General features: G+C 36.8%; 17 protein-coding genes and 6 pseudogenes. 17 read left to right on the forward strand and 6 right to left on the reverse strand.

Annotated elements, in window-relative coordinates; all coding sequences use genetic code 11:
- The 10 genes and pseudogenes from SB775_RS25240 to SB775_RS25285 form a co-directional block, all read left to right on the forward strand.
- Window positions 1-234, forward strand: a pseudogene (locus SB775_RS25240) (S-methylmethionine permease); the annotation flags it as partial.
- A 252-nt stretch (window positions 235-486) separates the two neighbouring features.
- Entirely contained in the window at window positions 487-681 is a 195-nt protein-coding gene (locus tag SB775_RS25245; protein ID WP_410863872.1) for a DUF3311 domain-containing protein, read from the forward strand.
- Window positions 678-2,162, forward strand: a complete 1,485-nt coding sequence (locus tag SB775_RS25250; protein ID WP_410863873.1) for a sodium:solute symporter family protein — start codon at window positions 678-680, stop codon at window positions 2,160-2,162. Before SB775_RS25245 ends, SB775_RS25250 begins: the two co-directional genes overlap by 4 nt.
- 58 nt (window positions 2,163-2,220) lie before the next feature.
- On the forward strand, window positions 2,221-3,663 hold the full coding sequence (locus tag SB775_RS25255) for an aldehyde dehydrogenase family protein (protein ID WP_410863875.1): 1,443 nt from the start codon (window positions 2,221-2,223) through the stop codon (window positions 3,661-3,663).
- Between the two features lie 212 nt (window positions 3,664-3,875).
- Complete coding sequence (locus SB775_RS25260; protein ID WP_410863878.1) at window positions 3,876-4,973, forward strand: aromatic ring-hydroxylating oxygenase subunit alpha; 1,098 nt, start codon at window positions 3,876-3,878, stop codon at window positions 4,971-4,973.
- 23 nt (window positions 4,974-4,996) lie between these two features.
- Window positions 4,997-5,245, forward strand: a pseudogene (locus SB775_RS25265) (aldehyde dehydrogenase family protein); the annotation flags it as partial.
- A 23-nt stretch (window positions 5,246-5,268) separates the two neighbouring features.
- A complete protein-coding gene (locus SB775_RS25270; protein WP_410863879.1) occupies window positions 5,269-5,412 on the forward strand; it encodes a hypothetical protein in 144 nt (47 codons plus the stop codon).
- A gap of 34 nt (window positions 5,413-5,446) precedes the next feature.
- Window positions 5,447-6,631 carry a M20 metallopeptidase family protein gene (locus tag SB775_RS25275; RefSeq protein ID WP_410863881.1) on the forward strand — a complete coding sequence of 395 codons (1,185 nt, stop codon included), beginning with the start codon at window positions 5,447-5,449 and terminating at the stop codon, window positions 6,629-6,631.
- Window positions 6,632-6,704: 73 nt separating this feature from the next.
- Entirely contained in the window at window positions 6,705-7,478 is a 774-nt protein-coding gene (locus SB775_RS25280; RefSeq protein WP_410863882.1) for a GNAT family N-acetyltransferase, read from the forward strand.
- 193 nt (window positions 7,479-7,671) lie between these two features.
- Entirely contained in the window at window positions 7,672-8,244 is a 573-nt protein-coding gene (locus tag SB775_RS25285) for a dockerin type I domain-containing protein (RefSeq protein ID WP_410863883.1), read from the forward strand.
- Window positions 8,245-8,647: 403 nt separating this feature from the next.
- On the opposite strand, the gene SB775_RS25290 is transcribed toward SB775_RS25285, so the two are convergent.
- Window positions 8,648-9,682, reverse strand: coding sequence for a ketopantoate reductase family protein (locus SB775_RS25290; protein ID WP_410863884.1), 1,035 nt, complete (start codon window positions 9,680-9,682; stop codon window positions 8,648-8,650).
- A 17-nt stretch (window positions 9,683-9,699) separates the two neighbouring features.
- A complete protein-coding gene (locus SB775_RS25295; RefSeq protein WP_410863885.1) occupies window positions 9,700-10,440 on the reverse strand; it encodes an acetoacetate decarboxylase in 741 nt (246 codons plus the stop codon).
- A gap of 204 nt (window positions 10,441-10,644) precedes the next feature.
- Here SB775_RS25295 and SB775_RS25300 point away from each other — a divergent pair, with 204 nt between their 5' ends.
- Window positions 10,645-11,547 carry a LysR family transcriptional regulator gene (locus SB775_RS25300; RefSeq protein ID WP_410863887.1) on the forward strand — a complete coding sequence of 301 codons (903 nt, stop codon included), beginning with the start codon at window positions 10,645-10,647 and terminating at the stop codon, window positions 11,545-11,547.
- Window positions 11,548-12,460: 913 nt separating this feature from the next.
- Here the strand turns inward: SB775_RS25300 and SB775_RS25305 are convergent.
- A complete protein-coding gene (locus tag SB775_RS25305) occupies window positions 12,461-13,621 on the reverse strand; it encodes an MFS transporter (protein WP_410863889.1) in 1,161 nt (386 codons plus the stop codon).
- Window positions 13,622-14,479: 858 nt separating this feature from the next.
- The gene (locus SB775_RS25310; protein ID WP_410863890.1) at window positions 14,480-15,865 is read right to left on the reverse strand and encodes an MFS transporter; all 1,386 of its coding nucleotides are present in this window, start codon (window positions 15,863-15,865) and stop codon (window positions 14,480-14,482) included.
- 540 nt (window positions 15,866-16,405) lie between these two features.
- Between SB775_RS25310 and SB775_RS25315 the strand changes: the two are divergent.
- The 3 genes and pseudogenes from SB775_RS25315 to SB775_RS25325 all read left to right on the forward strand — a co-directional run.
- Window positions 16,406-16,576, forward strand: a pseudogene (locus tag SB775_RS25315) (transposase); the annotation flags it as partial.
- A 163-nt stretch (window positions 16,577-16,739) separates the two neighbouring features.
- Complete coding sequence (locus tag SB775_RS25320) at window positions 16,740-17,093, forward strand: hypothetical protein (protein WP_410863893.1); 354 nt, start codon at window positions 16,740-16,742, stop codon at window positions 17,091-17,093.
- 44 nt (window positions 17,094-17,137) lie between these two features.
- Window positions 17,138-17,764, forward strand: coding sequence for a transposase (locus SB775_RS25325; RefSeq protein WP_410863895.1), 627 nt, complete (start codon window positions 17,138-17,140; stop codon window positions 17,762-17,764).
- Between the two features lie 171 nt (window positions 17,765-17,935).
- Here SB775_RS25325 and SB775_RS25330 read toward each other — a convergent pair whose 3' ends face one another.
- The gene (locus SB775_RS25330) at window positions 17,936-18,676 is read right to left on the reverse strand and encodes a GntR family transcriptional regulator (RefSeq protein ID WP_097795053.1); all 741 of its coding nucleotides are present in this window, start codon (window positions 18,674-18,676) and stop codon (window positions 17,936-17,938) included.
- 167 nt (window positions 18,677-18,843) lie between these two features.
- On the opposite strand from SB775_RS25330, the pseudogene SB775_RS25335 reads away from it, so the two are divergent.
- Window positions 18,844-19,059, forward strand: a pseudogene (locus SB775_RS25335) (SPASM domain-containing protein); the annotation flags it as partial.
- Window positions 19,049-19,255, forward strand: a pseudogene (locus SB775_RS25340) (group I intron-associated PD-(D/E)XK endonuclease); the annotation flags it as partial. The pseudogenes SB775_RS25335 and SB775_RS25340, both read left to right, overlap by 11 nt.
- A 65-nt stretch (window positions 19,256-19,320) precedes the next feature.
- Here SB775_RS25340 and SB775_RS25345 read toward each other — a convergent pair.
- A pseudogene (locus tag SB775_RS25345) lies at window positions 19,321-19,682 on the reverse strand (transposase); the annotation flags it as partial.
- Between the two features lie 186 nt (window positions 19,683-19,868).
- On the opposite strand from SB775_RS25345, the gene SB775_RS25350 reads away from it, so the two are divergent.
- A protein-coding gene (locus SB775_RS25350) for an IS3 family transposase (protein WP_410863897.1) occupies window positions 19,869-21,442 on the forward strand; the annotation gives its coding sequence in 2 pieces (ribosomal slippage) (window positions 19,869-20,511 and window positions 20,511-21,442; 1,575 coding nt in all).
- Window positions 21,443-21,596 lie beyond the last annotated feature (154 nt).

Consider the following 21,596-nt stretch of genomic DNA (forward strand, 5'->3'; position numbering starts at 1 on the left):
AAGTTGGAGGATTTAAAATTTAAGGTTCCTTTCTTCCCTCTAGTTCCAATTGGTTGCCTCATCATGTGCGTAGGTATCGTCGTGTTTACCGCTTTCGATCCGACACAACGGACATCACTGTATATAGGATTCGGCTTCATTGTAGCTTGTTATGTCTTTTACTATTTTAAATTTACCAGAAAGAAAATCGATGCTACTATCCTAACAAATGGGCAACCCAATAAAACAGTATAATAGATTTTCAGGATCATCTGTAGAACTTTTAGGGGAATGAAATAAAGAAACGTAATAGTTGCATAACATTAATGCCTGCTCCCGAAATTCTTCTTGATCGTGATATTTCTATTAAATCATTGTATTTAGTATCGAGTGAATATTCAGTCTACTATGGAACCATTTCCCATCCATACATCCACTAACCTGTTTTGAATTGTAAGCTAGAACAACCATATATACATGTAAGTATTCCAAATGAGGAGATGGAAGATGAAAAAGAAGATTTTTATATTAACTATCATACCTGCCTTGGGTTCACTTGTTGTGATTAATCGAGTGGAACCCTATGTACTTGGATTGCCGTTTGTCCTTTTTTGGGCTATATGCTGGGTTTGTCTGACATCTTTGTTTTTGATCATTGCTAATAAACTGGATCCCGCAAATAAGGAGGAAGAAGAATTATGAATGCAGCCCTTCTAGTAATACTCTTTTTCCTAGTTTTGTGTATATGGTTAGGACTACAGGCTGGTAAAGGGAAAGAAATGAATATGGAACAGTGGTCTGTCGGGGGACGGGGTTTTGGAAGTATATTGCTGTTCTTTTTGCTAGCGGGTGAGATGTTTACTACTTATACCTTTCTAGGAGCAAGTGGTGGTGTCTATAGATCTGGTATGCCCACAGCCCTATACGCTTTTAATTGCTTCTATTTTGTAATCGCTTACTGGATGTTGCCACCCATTTGGAAGTTTGCGAAGAAAAATAATGTCCTCTCCCAATCAGACTTCTATGAAAAAAAGTATAATAGCCCGGCTCTCGGCGTTCTAGTAGCAATAATAAGTGTTATTGCCATTATCCCGTATTTGGTGGTGCAGTTAAAAGGGTTAGGAATTATTGTATCCCAAGCATCCTATGGTTTGATTTCTCCCAACATGGCGATAGTGGTAGGGGTGATTGCCATCACAATTTATGTAACTGTATCAGGGATGCATGGGGCCGCATGGACAGCGATTATTAAAGATATTCTGATCCTGGCTGTGATCGTCTTTATGGGATTTTATTTTCCTTTTCATTATTACGACGGAATACGTCCGATGTTTGAAGCAATCAATACGGCAAAAAGTGAATTTTTACTATTCCCTGAACAAGGGTTGAGTATATCATGGTTTGTTTCTGCAACGATCATGACGGGACTAGGCTTTTACATGTTTCCACATATGCTAGCGGGGGTGTTCTCGGCTAAAAGTGCTAAATCACTGCGTGTGAATGCGGGGGTAATGCCCATTTATCAGATTATTATTGTTTTTTCCTTGCTTATCGGCTTTTCCGCTATTATTCAAGTTCCAGATTTAAATGGTACAGATGCGGATTTAGCCGTGTTTAAAATGGCTAAAATGTCTTTTGATCCTTGGTTTGTTGGTGTGATTGGGGCAGCTGGAGCAATGGCCGCTCTTATCCCAAGTTCATTAATATTGACGGCAACTGCAACGATTCTTTCTAAAAACATCTATAAAGTATGGAAACCAAACACAACTGATCAACAGTTGGTAAAGTTGAGCAAAATGTTGGTGCCTGTCATTGCTTTGGTGGCACTTTACTTTACATTCAATGGCGGAAAAAACATTTTTACGCTATATCTCTTGTCTTATAGTTTTATGGTACAGCTATCTCCTGCACTGATTTTTAGTCTTTGGAAAAGGAATCCTGTTACCGTTCAGGGGGCTTTTTCCGGAATGATTGTCAGTATTATGATCGTCGTATATTTAACTATTACAGAAACGTCACTTGCAACATTTTTCCCGTCCCTTCCACAAGTAATCAAGGATTTAGATATCGGATTAGCCGTATTAATTATCAATATTGTTGTAACGTTAGTTGTCAGTGCCATAACAAGAAAACAAGGTGCCACAGTGGAGGAAGACACGAATACGAAAAATCTAGTTGGATAATTGTATGAACTAGAGAGCGAAAAAAGAATAATAGGAAATTCAAGGGGGATATTGAAGGATGCGTTATTTAAATTACATTAATGGACAATGGAAAGCACCATCTACAGAGGAATTTAGAGAGAATCTTAGTCCACATAATAAAGAAAGCCTAGGGGAATTCCCATCCAGTGCAGCAACTGATGTACAAGATGCGGTTGCAGCTGCAAAAGATGCATTTCCAGATTGGAAAAGACTTTCCATTCACCAAAGAGCAACTTATTTACAAAAGGCTGCGGCTATTCTAAAAGAAAACATAGAGGAAATAGGACGGGATCTAATTAGAGAAGAGGGAAAAAATTTATCAGAAGGGATGGGGGAAGCCAATCGTGCAGTAAGTATCCTCGAATATTTTGCGGCTGAAGCACGGCAACCACTTGGAGAAGTAATACCGTCCGCTAATGAGAAAACATTTTTGTATACGACTCGTACACCCTTAGGTCCTGTGGGATTAATTACACCGTGGAATTTTCCAATTGCGATCCCAGTATGGAAGATGGCACCAGCACTTATATACGGAAATACGGTGGTGATTAAGCCTGCTGATTTAACACCAAAATCTGTATATCATGTCATGAAGGCTTTTGATGAAGCTGGTCTACCAGCAGGTGTCCTTAATTGTGTATTTGGCAGGGGCTCTGTTATTGGGAATGAATTAGTGAAACATCCAGATATAAAAGCCATTTCTTTTACCGGTTCGAATCAAGTAGGTCGGCTCATTCAAGAACAGGCTGTAGAACACGGGAAAAAGGTACAGATGGAAATGGGCGGAAAAAACCCACTTGTTGTTCTAAATGACGCAGACCTTGAAAAAGCAGTTGAAATAGCTGTAGGCGGTGCATTTAAATCTATCGGTCAAAAATGTACAGCTACTAGTCGTGTGATTGTAGAAGAAGGAATTTACGAATCATTCCGTGATCGGCTTGTAGCGCGTACGAAGGAATTAAGAATAGGGAATCCACTTCACGAAGAAACATATATCGGACCTGCCGTATCGAAAACACAGCTTGATGGAGTGCTTGAAATGATAGAAACAGGGAAATCAGAAGCAACACTGCTTTGCGGTGGGGAGGTACCGGAGGATGATGAATTAAAAAATGGTTTTTATGTAAAACCAACAATATTTGAAAACGTGCCAACAAATGCTCAAATTGCCCGTGAAGAAATTTTTGGTCCAGTTATTGCATTATTTAAAGCCAAAGATTATGAGGAGGCAGTGAAAATAGCAAATGATACAGAATTTGGCCTTAGTGCGGCCATCTGTACAAACAATTTAACAATGGCTCGCCGTTTTGTTGAAGATGCAGAAGTAGGACTTGTACATGTTAACTCGGAAACAGCAGGAACAGAACCACAATTACCATTTGGCGGTTGTAAAAATTCTAGTTCCGGTAGTCGTGAACTGGGCAAAACTGCTATTGAATTTTATACAGAAGTGAAGACAGTTTATATGGATCCAATGTAATTTTTAACGGTTTTACATATTAGATGCAGGAAAGACTCTCTTTTTAAATACAATATTTAAAAAGAGAGTCCAATACAAATATTTAACGAATTATTTCGTTAAAAAATGTCCTTTAAGTAGGATATCGAAAGAAATAAAGGATTTTACGTTGTATGTAAGCGTTTACCATTCAAAAAATTAGTCAGGAAACTTTCATAGGAGGGGATTAGCTCATGGCGTTCCAAGAAGAGAAGATAGACCCTAAGGTAGGATTGGCACATACGCTTCCGGCGAAATTATATGTCAACCCGGAGGCTTTGGAGGAAGAGAAAGAAAAAATATTTAGGAAAACCTGGCAGTATGTGGGGCATGTCAGTAAAGTTCGTAATCCAGGGGACTATTTTACCTGCGAAGTTGCGGATGAACCGCTAATTATCGTACGTGGCAACGATGGGGAAATACGGGCATTTTATAATGTTTGTTTACACCGAGCAGCGAAGGTGGTTGAAGGGGAAGGCTGCAAGAAAATACTTCAATGTCCATACCATGCTTGGACGTTTAATCTTGACGGATCGTTGAATAAAGCACCTAATTTCAAAGGTGTCGAGTGCTTTGAAAAAGAAAATTACGGTCTCAGCGAGGTAAAAGTTGAGGTAGCTGGGGATGCGTTTATTTTTGTAAACCTTGATCACCATGCACTTCCAATGTCGGCAACATTCGGAAAATTATTTGAAGAATTTAAGCAGTATAACTTTGGTGAATTAAAACAAACAACTGTTTTCAAAGGTCAAGTAAAGGCAAACTGGAAGCTTGTGATTGATAATTATCTGGAATGCGATCATTGTCCTGTTGCTCATCCTGCCCTGATCAAGACCCTTGACATGAAAAATTACTTCTACAAACTTTTTGAAAATTATTCTTATCAGTATAGTCCGATGAAGGACAACAAAGGAAAAATCGAGGAGTCAACTCAGTTGAACTTTGAGGATGGCATCCTGCGGGAGGGCAAATATTATTGGTTATGGCCAAATTTGATGATCTCGTTTAATCCGGGACCAAAAAACTTCTCCACATATCAAGTGATCCCTATCGATGTTGAAACCACGGAATCCGTTTATACTACTTACTTCCTCGATGACAACATGACAGAAGAACACGAAAAAACGTTGAAACTGATCGAAATCACGCGTAATGAGGATTTTGCGCTGATTGAAAATGTGCAAAAAGGATTGCGTAGTCGCGCGTATACTCAAGGCCGCTTTTCCTTAACTGAAAAGGCTGTTCACCATTTCCATTTGTTAATGCAAAAAGCTTTGGATACGCATCAATAATTTACCTTTCGAAAAAACGATGAGAAAGTGACCAAGGGGCAAATGATTCACGGTATGGTTTAGCCGCGTATATATTTACGAATGATCTGTCGCGAGCGGTAAAAGTGTCCGGAAAATTAGAGTATGGAATCGTGGGAATTAATGACGCTGCTCCCTCAGGAGCGCAAGCGCCTTTTGGTGGGTTGAAAGAAAGCGGGCTTGGGAGAGAGGGAGGACATCACGGAATGGAAGAGTACCTGGAGGTTAAGTTTATCTCTATGGCGGTGAATTAGCAAAATGATGTTGGATGGTTAATTTGATTATTCATATAGCCGTTTTTGGTTCAGATCAGATGATCGAAAGAATTCAGATTTACAAGGATGAACGAATCGAACTGATTCCGTTTGTCTATGAAAAGCCGGAAGAAAGCGGGCTGCTTCTAAGGGAAGCAACAGGATAATACGATGTTAGGATTACTTCAGGAGGCTTAGTGTATGAACCCACTAACTGGACAAGAATTGGAAGAGTATGTTATTCAACTTCGCAGAGATTTCCACAGGAATCCTGAACTTGGCGGAGAGGAAAGGCGCACATCGCAGATTGTTCAACAAGAATTGGAGAAACTGGGAATTACTTATGAAACAGGTTACGGCGGATACGGAATAATGGGCGTTATTGAAGGCGAGGGAGAAGGTCCAATCGTTGCGCTGCGTGCAGATATGGACGCCCTGCCGATCAAAGAACAAGCCGATGTAGCTTACGCTTCTACAATCGAGGGAAAAATGCATGCCTGTGGGCATGATGCCCATACGGCGATGTTAATTGGAACAGCTCATCACGTAATGAAAAAAAAAGCTGAGTTAAATGGAAAAGTATTGCTCATTTTTCAGCCATCGGAAGAAGTTTCTCCGATTGGTGGAGCAAAGCTGATGATCGAAGATGGCATCTTTGATAAATACAAACCGGATGTCATCTATGCTCAACATGTATGGCCGAAGCTTCCGGTTGGAAAATTTGGTGTGAAACCGGGCTTTATTATGGGGGCTTCAGATAAATTTGAGCTCACGATCAAAGGAAAAGGCGGTCATGCAAGCATGCCGCACCAGGGAAAAGATGCAATCTTGGCAGTAACAAAAGTGATAAGCACCCTGCAAACAATCGTCAGCCGAAATGTAGATCCCTTAAAAGAGGTGGTTGTTACGATCGGATTATTAAAAGCAGGGTATCGCTACAATGTGATTGCTGATGAAGCTTATCTAGAAGGCACCATTCGTACGTTTGACTCTAAGGTGAGGAAACAAGTAGAAGAGAGGCTAAGGGATATTATTGAATATACCTGCAAGGCGATGGAAACAACCTCTGAGTTAACAGTCTATTCCGGTTATTCGTCTACATGCAATGATGAAGTAGAAGCGAAATATGTCAAACAAATGATTACAGATATATATGGTGAAGCAAGCTGTCCTGATATTCTGCCAAGCTTAGGATCGGAAGATTTTTCGAGATTTTTGGAGGATTATAAAGGTGTATATTACTGGCTGGGAGTAGGGGGAGCTACAGGGGATTATCCCAGCCTGCATGATCCGTACTTTCAGATTGATGAGCGAGCATTAAAAATAGGCTACACCATGATGGGGAACATAACTTTGTCTTATGCGAAAAAACATTCATACACATGAATTTTTTTCTGCCTATTTTTCTAATATTATATTAATAGGCGTTTTTTACACGATGGATGTTAGGAGGTTCTCTGTGATCAGAAAATTAACAGTCGATGATAAACAGGCATTGGTTGGTCTATTAAACATAGATGAGTGTAATAATTTACAGTTTTATGAGTACCTTGATTTTCTTAGCAATGAGGATGCCAGATTTGGTTATTACGGTTATTTTGACAGGGATGTACTGGCAGGCGCAGTGTATTATAGTCCCTACAATACAGGAATTGCAGTGAGGGACGTGGCATATATTCCACTATTCCAGGAAATCCTCTCCTCTTGCTCTTCCAAATATTTGTACGGGCTCGTAGATCTATTGCAGTGTCTAGGGAATATTCCGTCAAGACAGCCTTATTTTTATCGATATGGATATATTCCCCTAAATCATGTTACTACTGCGGAGACTAGCGAAGTGACGCAGGCAACTGAAGAAGATATTTCTGCAATTATTAAGTTTTATCAAGGAAAAGACATTATGATTGAAGTTCCTGAACGAATAGAAACGTTTGTGAAAAATGGTTCCGTCTTTATCGTTAAAGAAGATGGCAACATTGTATCAGCAGCGCTGGCTCATTCGGAAAGTTCTAAATTTGCATTGATTGGCGCTGTTTATACTGATAAATCAGCAAGTGGCAAGAAATACGGTGAAAAATGCTGTCAGGCCCTTATCCGGCATTTGCATCAAAAGGGTAAGGTGCCTTATCTATTCTATGATGCTTCCTTGGCGCATTTAGAAACTCTTTATCGTAATCTCTCCTTTGTTCATTCCAGTGATTATTTACTACTAGTTACTCCCGAAAAAATGTAGAGGGGAGAGGAACGCTAGTGAAAAGTATTAAACCAGGTCGTGGACCATCTGCCATAGGGCTGCGGGAAGCATCATGCTAAGGGTAGCTTTTGTTTCTAATACGTACCCTTAGTATTACTTAAAAGCAACTAAACAAGCCGTTTCAACCGGAGATACTATAAATTATTCTATTCGTACGAATAATATTAAAAACATGAAAAACATATGTTCAAGGATAAATGGTAACTTTAATTTAGAAGGAACGACTGATCCTTTAACAGGCGAACCGAATTACACGTTTGATCATACCAAAATTGGTGCAAAAGTAACGGTAACGTCATATGATGGTAAAACTGTTTTTGAGGCTGCTCCAATAAAAAATGGAACCTACACTGCAGATGGAATGAATGCTGATAAAAATCCTTATACACTAAAAGTAGATGTACCAGGTCATTTTACGATGTATAATTCGTTTGTGCTATCAGATGACGTTCGTGGAGAATTAATCGGAAATTTAAGACCTTTTGGCAAGCAAGCTAAAGCTGGGGATGCAAATAAAGATAATGTAATTGACATAATGGATGCAATATATCTACAAACTTATTGGGGAACAAATAAATCAAGTGCAGATTTGAACTTCGATAGAGTTGTTGATAAAAAGGATATGGATCTTCTTATTAAAAACTATGGATTACAAAATAGTAAAGTTCCGAATGCACCTAAAGCGAAAACTAAGTATAAAGGTTCTACATTAGATACTGTGTTAAATCAGTTAGGATTAAAATAATCCTAAGCTAGTTTCTATAATTAAACGAAGAACCATTTTATGGATTACTACAGTAAATAGACAGTAAATAAATAAGATTTTAAGTAGCCTTAGCCCTGTATTTTATTGGGTTAAGGTTTTTTAATTACTTTTGAAATAAATCTCTCTGCGTTCAAAAAGCATCAGATTCAGATACAGACATACCAAAAGCGTTATTCTTTCTAATCAAGCTTGTTTAGAAAGAATAACGTTTTTGGTACTTGGGGGTATTAAAATCTCTTAAGTTGATGGACATGTATAATTCCCCCATAGCTGAATTCTCAAGCAGTAAGATAATTATCCTTAAATAACTAATAACCGATTCCATAACTACCACATATGGAATCGGTTATTGTTTGCATAAGTTTCTTTTTATGACAAAGCTTTAATTATTATTTTCAATTAGATGTTTAAACGATTGAATATTTAATCCGAAATTCGGAATATTCTTCGTTTCTTCTGCTTGTTTCACAAGTTTTACTACTAAATCATTGTATGGTGTTAAAATCCCTGAATGCTTCGCTTGGTTAGGAACGATTCCATTAATATAGTCTATTTCTGTTTTTCTTTGCTTTTCAAGGTCTTGTAACATACTCGCTTTTAATAGTGCTTGTGGTTTGAATATCGATCTAAAAACATTCATTCTATCAGCAATATCAGATTCATTTTTTATTTCTAAAGATGAAATATCAAAGCCCCCCATACGAGCAAATTTTATACCTCTTGAGTGACCTACCTTAATAGTTTCATCCGCTAAATGCACTGCACTCATAACACCAAACTCATTATCGAGTACATCACCGTACGTACCCCCAAGCGCTGCTGACATACCACTAAGAGCTACGTTGACCATTAATTTTGACCACTTGATTCCAACAAGGTTGTCCGATAAAACTGTGCCACCTACATGATCTAATACAGATTTTATATTTTGAATTCTTTCAGTCATTGAACCATCAAGTTCACCGATTGTAAATGCCTGCTCCTTAAAAGTACCAAAGTTTGTAGTAAGTTTTGAAACGCCTGGTTCTACCCACGTTGCCCCAAATTCAACTGAGCCACCCACTACTCGCTCTTTACCGACTAATGAAACAATATTTCCCTCAGGAATTCCGTTTTGTAACGAACAAACAACGCTTGTTTCATTTAGGAAAGGAAGTAATTCGCTTATAACGGATTGATTATAAAGTTGTTTCGTAAGCAATAAGACTAAATCATATGTCCCTGACATTTGTTTTGGTGTAACTGCTTTTACTGGTATAGTACATTCTGTTGTGCCTACAATTTTCGCTCCAAATTTGTTTAATGCGTCGACATGAGCCTGATTTACATCAATTAATTCGACGTTTTCTCCGCCCTTTGCAATAAATGCCCCAATAATGGTTCCTAAAGAACCTGCTCCTAAAACTGCAACTCTCATCTTAAACACACCTTTCCTTATTTCGTATTCAGAAAATTATAAACTGGCTGTACAGCATTTAAGGTTAAATCAGTCAAAATATGTGTAGCTGAAACAACTTCAAGGACTGGTAAATCTGCAAGCGGCGCAAGTGCATGCTCAAATAGTTGCAATCGTGCAGGTCCCGTCCAAGCTTCCTTTATTGTGATATCTGTAATTTGAGTACGAACCAAATCACAAACCTTTATTTGTCCTTCATATCCCGTTGCTATCTTAATCATAAAATTTGGGCGGGATATTTCTTTCAGAGCTTCTTTATGATCTAATGGAATATGTTTATAGCCCATTGTTGCAGTTGCAACACGTAATGAACCATAATCAAGTGTCCCAACTAAAGTATCCGAGTCTATAAGCAACTCTGGATTACCTAATTTTTTTGGATAAGCGGACAGTTCACGTCCACTTGCAATCGCTGGGAAGTTGTCAACATACATGGAATGTATATAATCACCCTCTTCTCCATTAAAGCTTACTGGTATAACTTGTCCTGCTTCAGTATAAGAACCAAGTCCAGAAACATCAGGCATCTTCATCACCTCAAACTTAACGAAAGGTTCCTTAATTTCTAAAGGTTCAGGTACAGCTTTACGTAAAGCTGTCATGTCAGTTCTATAAATAATATTTAAATATTCCCGATTCACAAATTTATACGGCGGCATTGGATATGCTGGTGAAGTTAATGGTGTAGTTAAATTTTTTGGCACATTGTTGATATTCATTCGTTTTACACTCCTTATGATGACAATCTTGAGCCTTTATTATTTTGTAAGCTTTCCTTCATGAAAAATTTTCTTTATAAGACATCTTGTAACAAAGCTATATGAATACCTTGCTTCTACATCTGTATTATAATTTATAATTATGATAAAATAAATTTACTTAAATTTATTTTTACTTAAATTTTTTTTAAGGATGTGTCTTACATGAATATCATTCAGCTTCAATATTTAATTGATGTAGGAGAGTTAGGATCTTTCACTGAAGCAGCAAAAAAAAACCGTATGACCGTACCAACAATAAGCCAATCAATTGCACAATTAGAGAATGAATTAGGTGTTACACTCTTTACCCGTTCAAGGAAAGGAACCAATTCAACCATTGAAGGAAAAATCGTTATTCAACATGCGATTACTGTTTTAAAAACGATTAATAAAATGAAGAATGAAATATCATTATTCCAAAGTGAAAATCAGGGGAATATTGTTATTGCTACTATCCCAGGGATGATCTCACAGATAATTGATACTACAATAAAATTTAGGAAAGACTTTCCTCATGTGAATATCCAGTTAGTTGAAGGTGATTCTAGATTAGTCCTAAATTACGTTCAAAACGGCCATGCTGATTTAGGATTTGTATCTTTTAAAACTGAAAAAGAAGAAGAAGTTTTAACATGGGAACCATTAGTCAAAGGTGAAACCTTGTTAGTAATAAATAAACACTCTCATTTGCGTTTTAAGCAGAGTATCTCAGGTGATGAATTAGAGGATGAAATGATTGTTTTGTATAATGATCCCTACTTAAAAAAGATTACTCAAGATATTTTACCAACGCATTTATGGAATAAAGTCTCATTAATAACAAATAGCATAGAAGGTATTTTTCGAATGATTATTCATGAAAATGCAATTACAATTGGCCCCGATTATCTTGTTCATTCATTACCCCCAGAGCAAAAAAATGAAGTTATCACTGTATCCATAAATAAATATAAAACGATCCCCTATTATCTTTGGAAGGTAACAAGAAAAAATGAGAAAGCATCTGAGCTAATAAATCATTTTACAGAGCAATTATTCAGTAATTTATCTAATCAGCACAATTAATATTTTAGACACTAAAGAAACCAGATAGTTTCCCCTAAAAATAACCCTTTACATAGTCTAGAAGTTAGTCTAAAATATGAAAAATATGAACGAAGCCTACATACGTGTCTATAAAAATAAAGGCTTCCTCCTTAAGACTCTGAGTTAGATTGGACTCTATACTCGTATCTTACTGAGGGGCTCTATTTTTTTTAAACCTGATATTTAACGATCTACAGGAATGCTATCCTGCCCCGTTAGCCATCCATGAAGCGCAAAAATCAGCGCTTCACCACAGAGAATGAAAATTGGTCTCTATGTCGATAATGTTTTAATGGCTGGCGAAGAAGGTCGTTGAACTATGGTGCCTTTGAGCCCATCCGTTAGTCTGACTCCGATGACCACGGTGTACCACCGACTGTCGCGCCCTTTATGGGTAGCACTCATGGGAGATTAATCCTTTTTTGGTCGTCGCGCTAGCCTCTACTCAATTTGCTATGATTGGAGGTTTTTGTTTAACGATTTACCAAACTCAATCAGATCAATCATAAGGCTCAGCCTTTTTTTTAAAAGCGTTTTTACTGGGTTTATTTTATTATGGTTTTTTATGGATTTTGAGCTTTTTTAATTTTCATGGGAGTTGAAGAAGAAAAATCAAAAGTATTGTTTAACAGAGTCTATTTTAAAGAAGTAACAATCAAAAAAAGTTCGTAAAAGTGTCCTTTTACAGACGTTTTAATCATGACAAAAAGGCTTCATTTTCCCTGAAGCCTTTCTTAGAAGTACATACATAGGATTATTAAACAAAATTGGATTTACTTTGCCTCTGGTTACACGGACGCTGGCATTACCCGGGTGCCGCCAGCAAAAAGGAAAAAACCACGCTAAGACAATATTATGGAAAAAAGCTTTTTTCTCCTATGCTAAAGGGAAATCAGCTTTTTTTGAACTCTTGATGACCATAATTCCTGACAGAAAGAGCAGCTGTTCCTAAGGATATCAAGACGAGCACACCACCTACTGTAGGGTTGAACTCGACAGAGGTTTGCTCAATGACAATTCCGCCAATAAATGAACCAAAAGCAATACCCATATGGACCGCCGAATTGTTTAAGGCTTGCTGGATATCCGAGGTTTCTGGTGACAGCTCGATCAGATAGCTTTGCATCGCTGGTGTGATCGCCCAGCTTAGCATACTCCATATTACCATCAAGATTAGGAAAACTGGTAAAGCGAAGGTTGTATAAGGGATTGATAACATCGAAACCGCAAAAAGGATAATGACAGATATTATAGTACGCTTTGGGCCGAAACGGTCAGCCAGAAAGCCTCCAATTCCCCCGCCAACTACAGCTGCAATTCCAAAAATTAAATAGACAATACTAACCCATGTTCCATCAAGGCCTAGTTTCATTTTTAAAAATGGAGTTAGGTATCCATATAGTGTTAAATGACCCGTCAACATGACAAAGGAAGTTGCCTGGGCAAATAGAATTTTTCGATTTTTCAATGTACGTAATTGTCTTCCAATTGGAATAGAAGGCTTTGGTGCCATTCTTTCCAGAAAGAAAAACACCCCCGCCATCGAAACTAAGGTTAGGATGGAGATCATGATAAAGGGTGCCCGCCAGCCAAAAGCATTTCCAAGCATCAATCCAATTGGTACCCCTAGTACAAGAGAGGCACTGACTCCCATAAAAACAATTCCGATCGCCCTTGCACGGTATTGTTCAGTTACAATATTTGGCACCATCGTTAAACATAAAGCAATAAGCAATGAACCGCTAGAAGCTGTAATGATACGCCCAACAAGTAAAATACTATAATAGGGGCTGAAAACAGCAATGACATTTCCTATTAAAAAAATAAACAACGTAATTAAAGTTAGCCGTTTTCGTTCCACTCTTTGTGTTACTGTTAACAATATGGGCGCAGCTAACGCGAATGCAAGAGAAAAAACAGTTATAAGGAAACCCGCTTGCGCAAGACTCACATCTAAATCATTCGCGACAATATCTAGTAAACCGCCAATGATTAATTCAACCATCCCGACAACAAACGCGACAATCGCCAATATATACACACGTTTATCCAAAATTTAACTCCCTCTCTAAAAAGCAAAAAATAAATACTCGATAAAAAATAGCCCGCCATGTTTAGCTAGGTCTTTTCTCATTCATTCCAAACTTCTTCTAGTTTTTCTCTAAAGAGTTGGCCCAAGCACAAAAAAGTAATTCGTGGACAGGAATCGATAATGAATCCTGCTTAGGAATTTCAATAACATCCTCTTCTGATCAATGGATTGGTACCAATCTTTTTTATGAACATAAATGAATCTTTCAATACTCCTTTGATTATGTATTCTGTTATAAATATTATAGCACGATTGCTTACAAGGTCTTAACCAGTTCCTTTCAACGCATTCTAGTCATTACCATATTTTTTTAGCATAAAATTAGAATATTAAGGAGATTAATAAATAACCTTTCGCTGTGATAGCATGTGCCAATAAGCTTCTACAATGGATTTATGCACTATTTAGGGCTTGAGGTACGTTCAACTGATTACATGAGTCCCGTCCTAACTGCTTTTATCTATGAAGTACAAGAATACACAAAAAATCTATCATTAAAATTGTTTAACAGCTATCAATCGATAATTGTGAAAAAAAATAAATGATACAGTGGACTTCAATATGAATATTATTCGCAAAAAAAATTGTGAAGATTTACACTTAACGAAGCACAGTAAGAAATTGTGGTGAATTAAGATCTTCAGCAATCGGTTGAAGTTATCAAGAATCGAAAGATTCATAAAGAAACGCCATCCTTTCTTATAATTCTACAGAAAGGATAACGTCTTTTTGGCTTTATGGATAGTGTAAAACCTTAGCTTGATAGCGATGGGGCATGGGGTTCTAACATGAAATAATCATTTTAAGGTTTTTATAAATCTATTTTGTCGCTTTTCGTCCTACTAATAACCAGTACAGAGATAAACTAAAAAGGGTAATGAGTACGAGAATGAATAGGATATTACTAAACATGGAAGCATCCGGATTGCTTATCCCTAGGAAATTTTTTCTCATTGCGGAATGGTCCATCATAGCGGCTGTATAGGCAATTCCGATTGACATAGCGACACTAAGTGTTAAATTATAAAATCCGATTGCTGTTCCTGTTTTTTCTTTCTCAATCGTACAAATGCAAGAATCAAGTAATGGTGCATACATGAATGCAAATGAACTAGAGAATAAAATCATGGATATTATGAATACAACAACAGAAGTTTTTACAAAGAATCCGCCTAATAGTAAGCTGACCATAATGCTAGACATAGCGATTGTAATACATTGCTTGCTTCCCATAACCTTCGCAACTTTTCCAGAAAGAGCCCCGATTATAGTAGCTGCTATATAGCCTGGAATCAATAATAGTGAAATGGTATCTAGCTTCAAACCATAAATCTTTTCAAGTAAGAATGGAAATAAGAAAATATATGCTAACTGTACAGAGTAAATTATAAAAGCAACTCCAAGCAATGAGATAAACTGTTTATTTTGAAAGAATGATATTCCGATAAAAGCTTTTGAGTTCTTGCTGATATAAGTAAGGAACAAGGTCATTGCAACAATAAACAAGAGAAGGTAAATCCAATTGAAATCGGTAATATATAGTAGTAGGGATGCTGAAATGGCTCCAACTAGAAATAATCCTAATACATCTACATTACTGTTTTTCGCTTCTTCCTTAGGAAGATACTTTAAAATAAAAGGAAGGGTGAAAAGTGTTACTAAAGAAAGTAAAAACAGAATTGTCCAATGGAAATATGTTGAAACATAACCTCCAGTTAATGCACCTATAAGCTGTGAAAGAGCAAAACTGCTTGTACTTAATCCTAAAAATTTCTTTTGTTCATTTGCAGGTAAATGTTTTGTTACAAATATCACATATAAGGTTTCAGCTGATGCTAAACCGGCAGTTTGGATAATTCGTGAGATAACAACTAGTAAAAACGAGTGTTGAAAAATATACCCCATGGCAGAACCGACACATATTAAAATAATACCAATACTAAAAAGTTTTCTGATACTAACGGAATCCGCTAAAGCTGCGTAAACCACTGCCCCAATTCCAATTACAAGGCCAGCTAGGGTTGCTTGCCAGCTAACTGTTGTCACTGAAATGTGAAAATCCTTTGCCATGTCAACAGAAATAATCTTAAACGAATTGTCAATTACCAAACATAATAGAAATAATAGTAAGATAACGGGTACTGCTTTCTTAGCACTATATTCCTGAGTTTTTTCCATGCTCACATCTTCATTAATTGTAGACATAGCTATATTCCTCGTTTCTTGTTATTCAGGGAATTGTCTTCCTGAGTCATGATTGTCTGGCTTTTAACTACCAATTGATCCTTTTGTAAAAGGATGGTTTCAGTAATTTCTACACCTTTTGTTTCAATGGGGGGCTTCCTTGTGCACAGTTGTACCCATTTTTGTTTGTTCCTTCTTATAATGTTTAAAAAGGAAGCGTTTTCAAGAACAACCAAAAACATCTTACCTTTTGATTTCGCTTTCATGACGATGCATGATGACTCTTTGGTATATACAATATTGTATGGTTGTCTAAAAATTTGTATGCATCTGAATAATGAAAAGGATATCATACCTTTCCTTTGATCACAACCCATTTTTCTTTTGGAGTTTATCTTTTTTGTTACAAAAAAATCGCCCACCCATTATAATTGTAAGTAACCACACAAACAAAAAATAGGAGACGATTTTTATATGAGTAACCATTCAGCTACTTTCATTCATTAATAACATGGGTCGGTTAATTCTACCAATGGCCTATAGCGATTTAATCCAGAAGATCATGTGGTAAGAGTGATCCATGACATGGAGGAACAAGTAAGAGATGACTTATTCTTCTCTCGTTATCAAGGTGGCGGTCGTAGCTCTTATCATCCCCAAATGATGACGAAGGTAATCCTCTATGCGTATACCCAAAAAATCTATTCTTGTCGTGATATTGCCAAATCATGACGAGAACACCTACCAATGATGTGGCTATTGGGCAACAAACGCCGATTTTCGGACAATCAATCGTTTCCGTTCCGAAAGAATGAAGGATATGATTGAACCCCTTTTCACAGAATTAATTCACCTATTATTGAAACAAAATTATATACCTATGGAGAATTACTTTTTGGATGGAACAAAAGTTGAAGCGAATGCCAATAAGTGTTCTTTCATATGGAAAAAAGCGACAGACAACGAAAAGCTCCAACACAATATTCAGCGCACATTTCAATACATTGAAGAAGCGATTGAACTGGATAAACAATTACTAGTGAGTTCAGAAAAACCTATTCGAAAGGTCACCTCTGAACAATTAACACAAGTGGTAAAACAAGTAGAAAAACAGGTGGAACAAGGGAAAACGGAAGTAGAACAGGAACAAGATAAGGGAGCAAAAAAAGAGAAAAAGAAAGTGTATCAAGAGAAACGAAAAATACATAAGAAACTGAAAGAAGACTATTTACAACGACTACAAAAATAAGAGACTTTCGGTGATTGTAATAGCTTCTCGAAGACAGATATACGTTGTTTCATGCCGCATTTGGAGAAATTAAAAGAAGCCAATGTATTGTTTCCAAGGCGAACTGTCGCCATGCGGGATACGGAAGTGAAACAAATTATTTGTATGCCGTAGAGAAAGAGTTTCAAGTATTGATTCCTCCCCCTATGATGAGGAAAGAAGAAACAAGTTCGTATAAAAAGGATATTCGCAACGCTAGTAACTGGGAATATAAGGAGCACGACGACTATTATATTTGTCCAAACAACCGAAAAGTTACATTCAAAACGTATTCACAGCGTACAGATTCATACGGTCACACAAGAGATTTTAAAATTTATGAGTGTGAGGATTGTTCAGGTTGTCCATTTCAAGAGAAGTGCACAAAAGCAAAAGATAACCGACAAGTTCATTACAATCCAGTGTATGAAGAGTTAAAAGCGAAAGCAAAACGAAGCATTTGGTCTGACGAAGGATCACAAATCTACGCCAAACGAAAAACGGAGGTAGAAAGTTCGTTCGGTCATATCAAGGGTAATCGGTCGTTCCGTCGATTCTCGCTAAGAGGATTGGTGAAGGCAACGATTGAATTTGGGCTGGTCGCCATAGCACACAACTTCCCCCAAACAAGCCGAAAAGAAGCACTTGTTTGAGGGGGAAACTTCCAAAACAACAAAATCCAAGGAGAAAATTTACTTTCTCCTTGGGTTTTAGTCATTTAAAGGACCTTTTAAGGCAGCTCCTTCCAAATTAAATAGAGAACTTTAACGCTTATAGCTCTCGACGAATGGAAATTTATAAGAGATAATGGATTGTTCATTCGATTATTTAGATGCTTTAATCCTAATTTGACTAAATTCTATTGGTATATAGTATTTATTATAAACCACAGGGTATTTGTCGCTGATATATACACTTTCTAAAATTAAATCAAATTCCTCCCCGTGGAAAATTTGGTATTTTAATGACGGAGTATTGGCGGAATTAGAACGTTTAATTTCAATGGTAGAGGAGTTAGCCAGTTCATATACTTTCTCCTCCAACATTTCCAATACTTGCTTCTCGTTATGTAAGTCCAGGTTCAATTTGGAAACGGCTTCTATTGGCATCATAGTAAAAGCAAAAGCTACTATCTTATCGTGATTTTTATACCAGCGTTCCAACGCAACCACTGCAGTCATTTGTTGATTTAATACTTGCATTGCATAGTCCGTTACTAGGTCAATTCGGAAATTAAGTTCGATATCATCTATTTTTTCCGTATAGCATTTATATAAGGGATTCCCCAGCTTCTCTAAGCCATCGCTACTTTCATTATGATGAAATCTTGTAATGAAATTTCCTTTTCCATGGATATTTTTAACCAATCCATCTTCTTGTAAAAGTGCCAAAGCATGTCTTAATGTCATTCTGCTCACGCCAAATATTTTGGCCAATTCGGGTTCTGTTGGAAGTTGGCTGCCTAGAGGAAATGTTCCATCCGTGATTAATTTATACAATTGGTCATACACAATGACGAATAGTGGTTTTTTTTGTTTATTGAGTTCATGAAGTTTATTGTTCATTTTCTTATACCCCTATTCATGACGATAAATTCTATTTCTTCGCGTTTTATATTAGTTTATTTTCTTTTTCTATTGTAGCTTACTTTTCCGCGTAAATTAATACGCTTTCAAAAATTCATTATAATTTGAACTAGGTGTATTTGTCACTCAAACTGATGATGAACGATATTGCGGACCACATCTTCATTAATCAAGATTACGAATTTCAGTGGCTTGCGTTACATGAAGAAGAGGATGATGGGAAGGACTTCTGTTATGACCTTCGAAATCAAGCAGGTATTTTAGCAAACGGAACAGTTAGCCCTTCTTGTTTAGATGGTGAGGGTATTATCAATCCTGAAAATATTACCGATGCTTTATTTTCGGATATTACTGAAGGGGATTCTTGAAGTCAGATTGCGCTCTAGTTATTCCACTACAACTGGAGTAGCTATAAATAATGTAGATAAAGTGAAAGTAGATATTTATTGTATATATTGTCCTCAAACTGATTTATGCTATTATTTTAATCCGAAGTTGTTTCATAAATCGAGCAGTTTAAGGATTGATTCCCATGCCTATCAAGTTAAGATTTTTTAGTAGACTTTAAACAAAAATTTTGTTTCTCTACAGTTAATTATTTATAAGGGTGCATCTTTATTTAATTAGGCAGCCTTGAGGGCATGAATCCGGTAATCTACCGGGCTCTTGCCTTTTAATTTTACCTTGATTCGTTGATGATTGTAGTAATGGATATATTCTTCTAGTTCTTGTTTGAAATGCTCCATGTTTTCAAATTCTTGAAGATAGAGTAATTCGGATTTTAATAAGCCAAAGTAGTTTTCAATGACCGCATTATCGAGACAATTTCCTTTGCGGGACATGCTTTGTGTATGTTATGTCTCTTCAAATCATGAGAGTATTGTTTCATCTGATAATGCCAGCCCTGATCTGAATGAAGAATGGGTGAATCTTTCGATTCCAAGCGATCAAAGGCTTTATCCAGCATTTTGGAAACGAGGGGATAAACCTACATTTCTTTCTTGTGCAATGGATTTATAGGATTTTTTCCTCTAAGTACACTAAAACTGCATGTGATTTTTCGTCTATCGTATATTTAGTCAAAAAAACTGCACCGCCAATTGTGATACGTTCCCCAATAAGTAGACAGATTAAAAAATAAAATCTGTTTGCCTATTGGGGAGGTTTTTTTATGAGAAAATATAGCTTTTCAAAAGAAGAAAAATTAGAGATTCTAAATTTCTATGAAAATAGCCAATTCACTCTTAATGAGGTGGCCGAGTTGCATAAAGTTGATTCTAGAACGATCAAAGATTGGCAAAATAATTACTTGTTTTTTGGAGAGGATAGTCTTAATAGAAGTGAGAATCATAATACATATCCGAAAGGATTAAAGCTAGCAGCTGTTCAAGACTATATTTCAGGAAGTTATTCATTAAGAGAAACCGTTAGAAAATATAGACTTTCCGGTACATCTGTTTTGCGAAATTGGATTAAAAAGTATACTAGTCATAGTGAATTAAAAGATTCGGGTAAAGGAATGAGCCAAACTATGACTAAAGGTAGAAAAACAACAGTACAAGAGCGCATTGAAATAGCACAAGCTTGTATTGCCAACGATAAAAGTTATCAAGTAACAGCTGAACAATATGCGGTTTCTTACCAACAAATATATCAATGGGTAAAAAAATTCGAAAAATACGGGGAATTAGGCTTACAAGATCGCCGTGGACGTACAAAGTTAGAAGAAGAGTTAAGCACTGAAGACAAGTTTCGTTTAGAAATTCAACGCATGGAACGTGAAAATGAACGATTACGTGCAGAAAATCTCTTCTTAAAAAAGTTAGAGGAAATCGAAAGGAGGCGTCGTTAAGTAAAAGTTGTATACATAACCGTTATATTGCCATTCAAGAATTAGCAGCGAAGGAAGCACTGCCAATCATTTTATTATGTGAAATTGCCGATGTTGCACGTGCTGCTTATTATAAGTGGTTGAACCGTCAGCCATCAGCACGGGAAATCGAGAATGAACAGCTTCTAGAATCAATTCAGTACCTTTATACACAAGTAGATGGGATTTATGGATATCGTCGCATCACACTTACAATCAATCGTCAGCGTGAAAAAGTAGATTTACCGAAGGTAAATAAAAAACGGATTTATCGTTTGATGAAAATGTGTCGATTAAAATCGGTGATTCGTCGAAAACGAAAAAAATATCGTAAATCGAATCCAGATTATGTAGCAGAAAACATACTCAGTCGCAAGTTCAAAGCAGACCAACCGAATCAAAAATGGTGTACAGATGTCACGGAGTTTAAATATGGGAATGGCAAAAAGGCTTATTTAAGCGCCATTATTGATTTATACGATAATTCGATTGTGAGTTATGTATTAGGGCATTCGAATAACAATAAACTTGTATTTCTAACGATGACACCAGCCATACAAAAATTAAAAGAGGATGAGCATCCACTTATTCATAGCGATCGTGGTTATCAATATACTTCAAAACTTTTCAAACGGATGATAGATGATGCCGAGATGGTACATAGTATGTCTAGAGTGGGACGTTGTATTGATAACGGACCAATCGAGGCTTTTTGGGGTACGCTCAAATGCGAAAAATACTATTTAAATAAATATGATACATATGAAGCGCTAAAAATAGCAATTGTAGGATACATTTCGTTTTATAATTCAGAGCGCTATCAAGAAAAATTAGACGGCTTGAGCCCCTTGGAATTTAGGGATCAAGCCGCGTAAAGCATTTTTATTATTTCCACTGTCTACTTGACAGGGAGCACTTCATTGTTAGATGTTGTCTAACAATTGGGGTGCAGTGCACATAACCCTGTCAAGTAGACAGTAAAAAAAGAGTATTTCAAGCTGCGGCCTTTTCTCGATATTCAATCGGGGA

The organism is Peribacillus sp. SIMBA_075, from assembly GCF_046534585.1.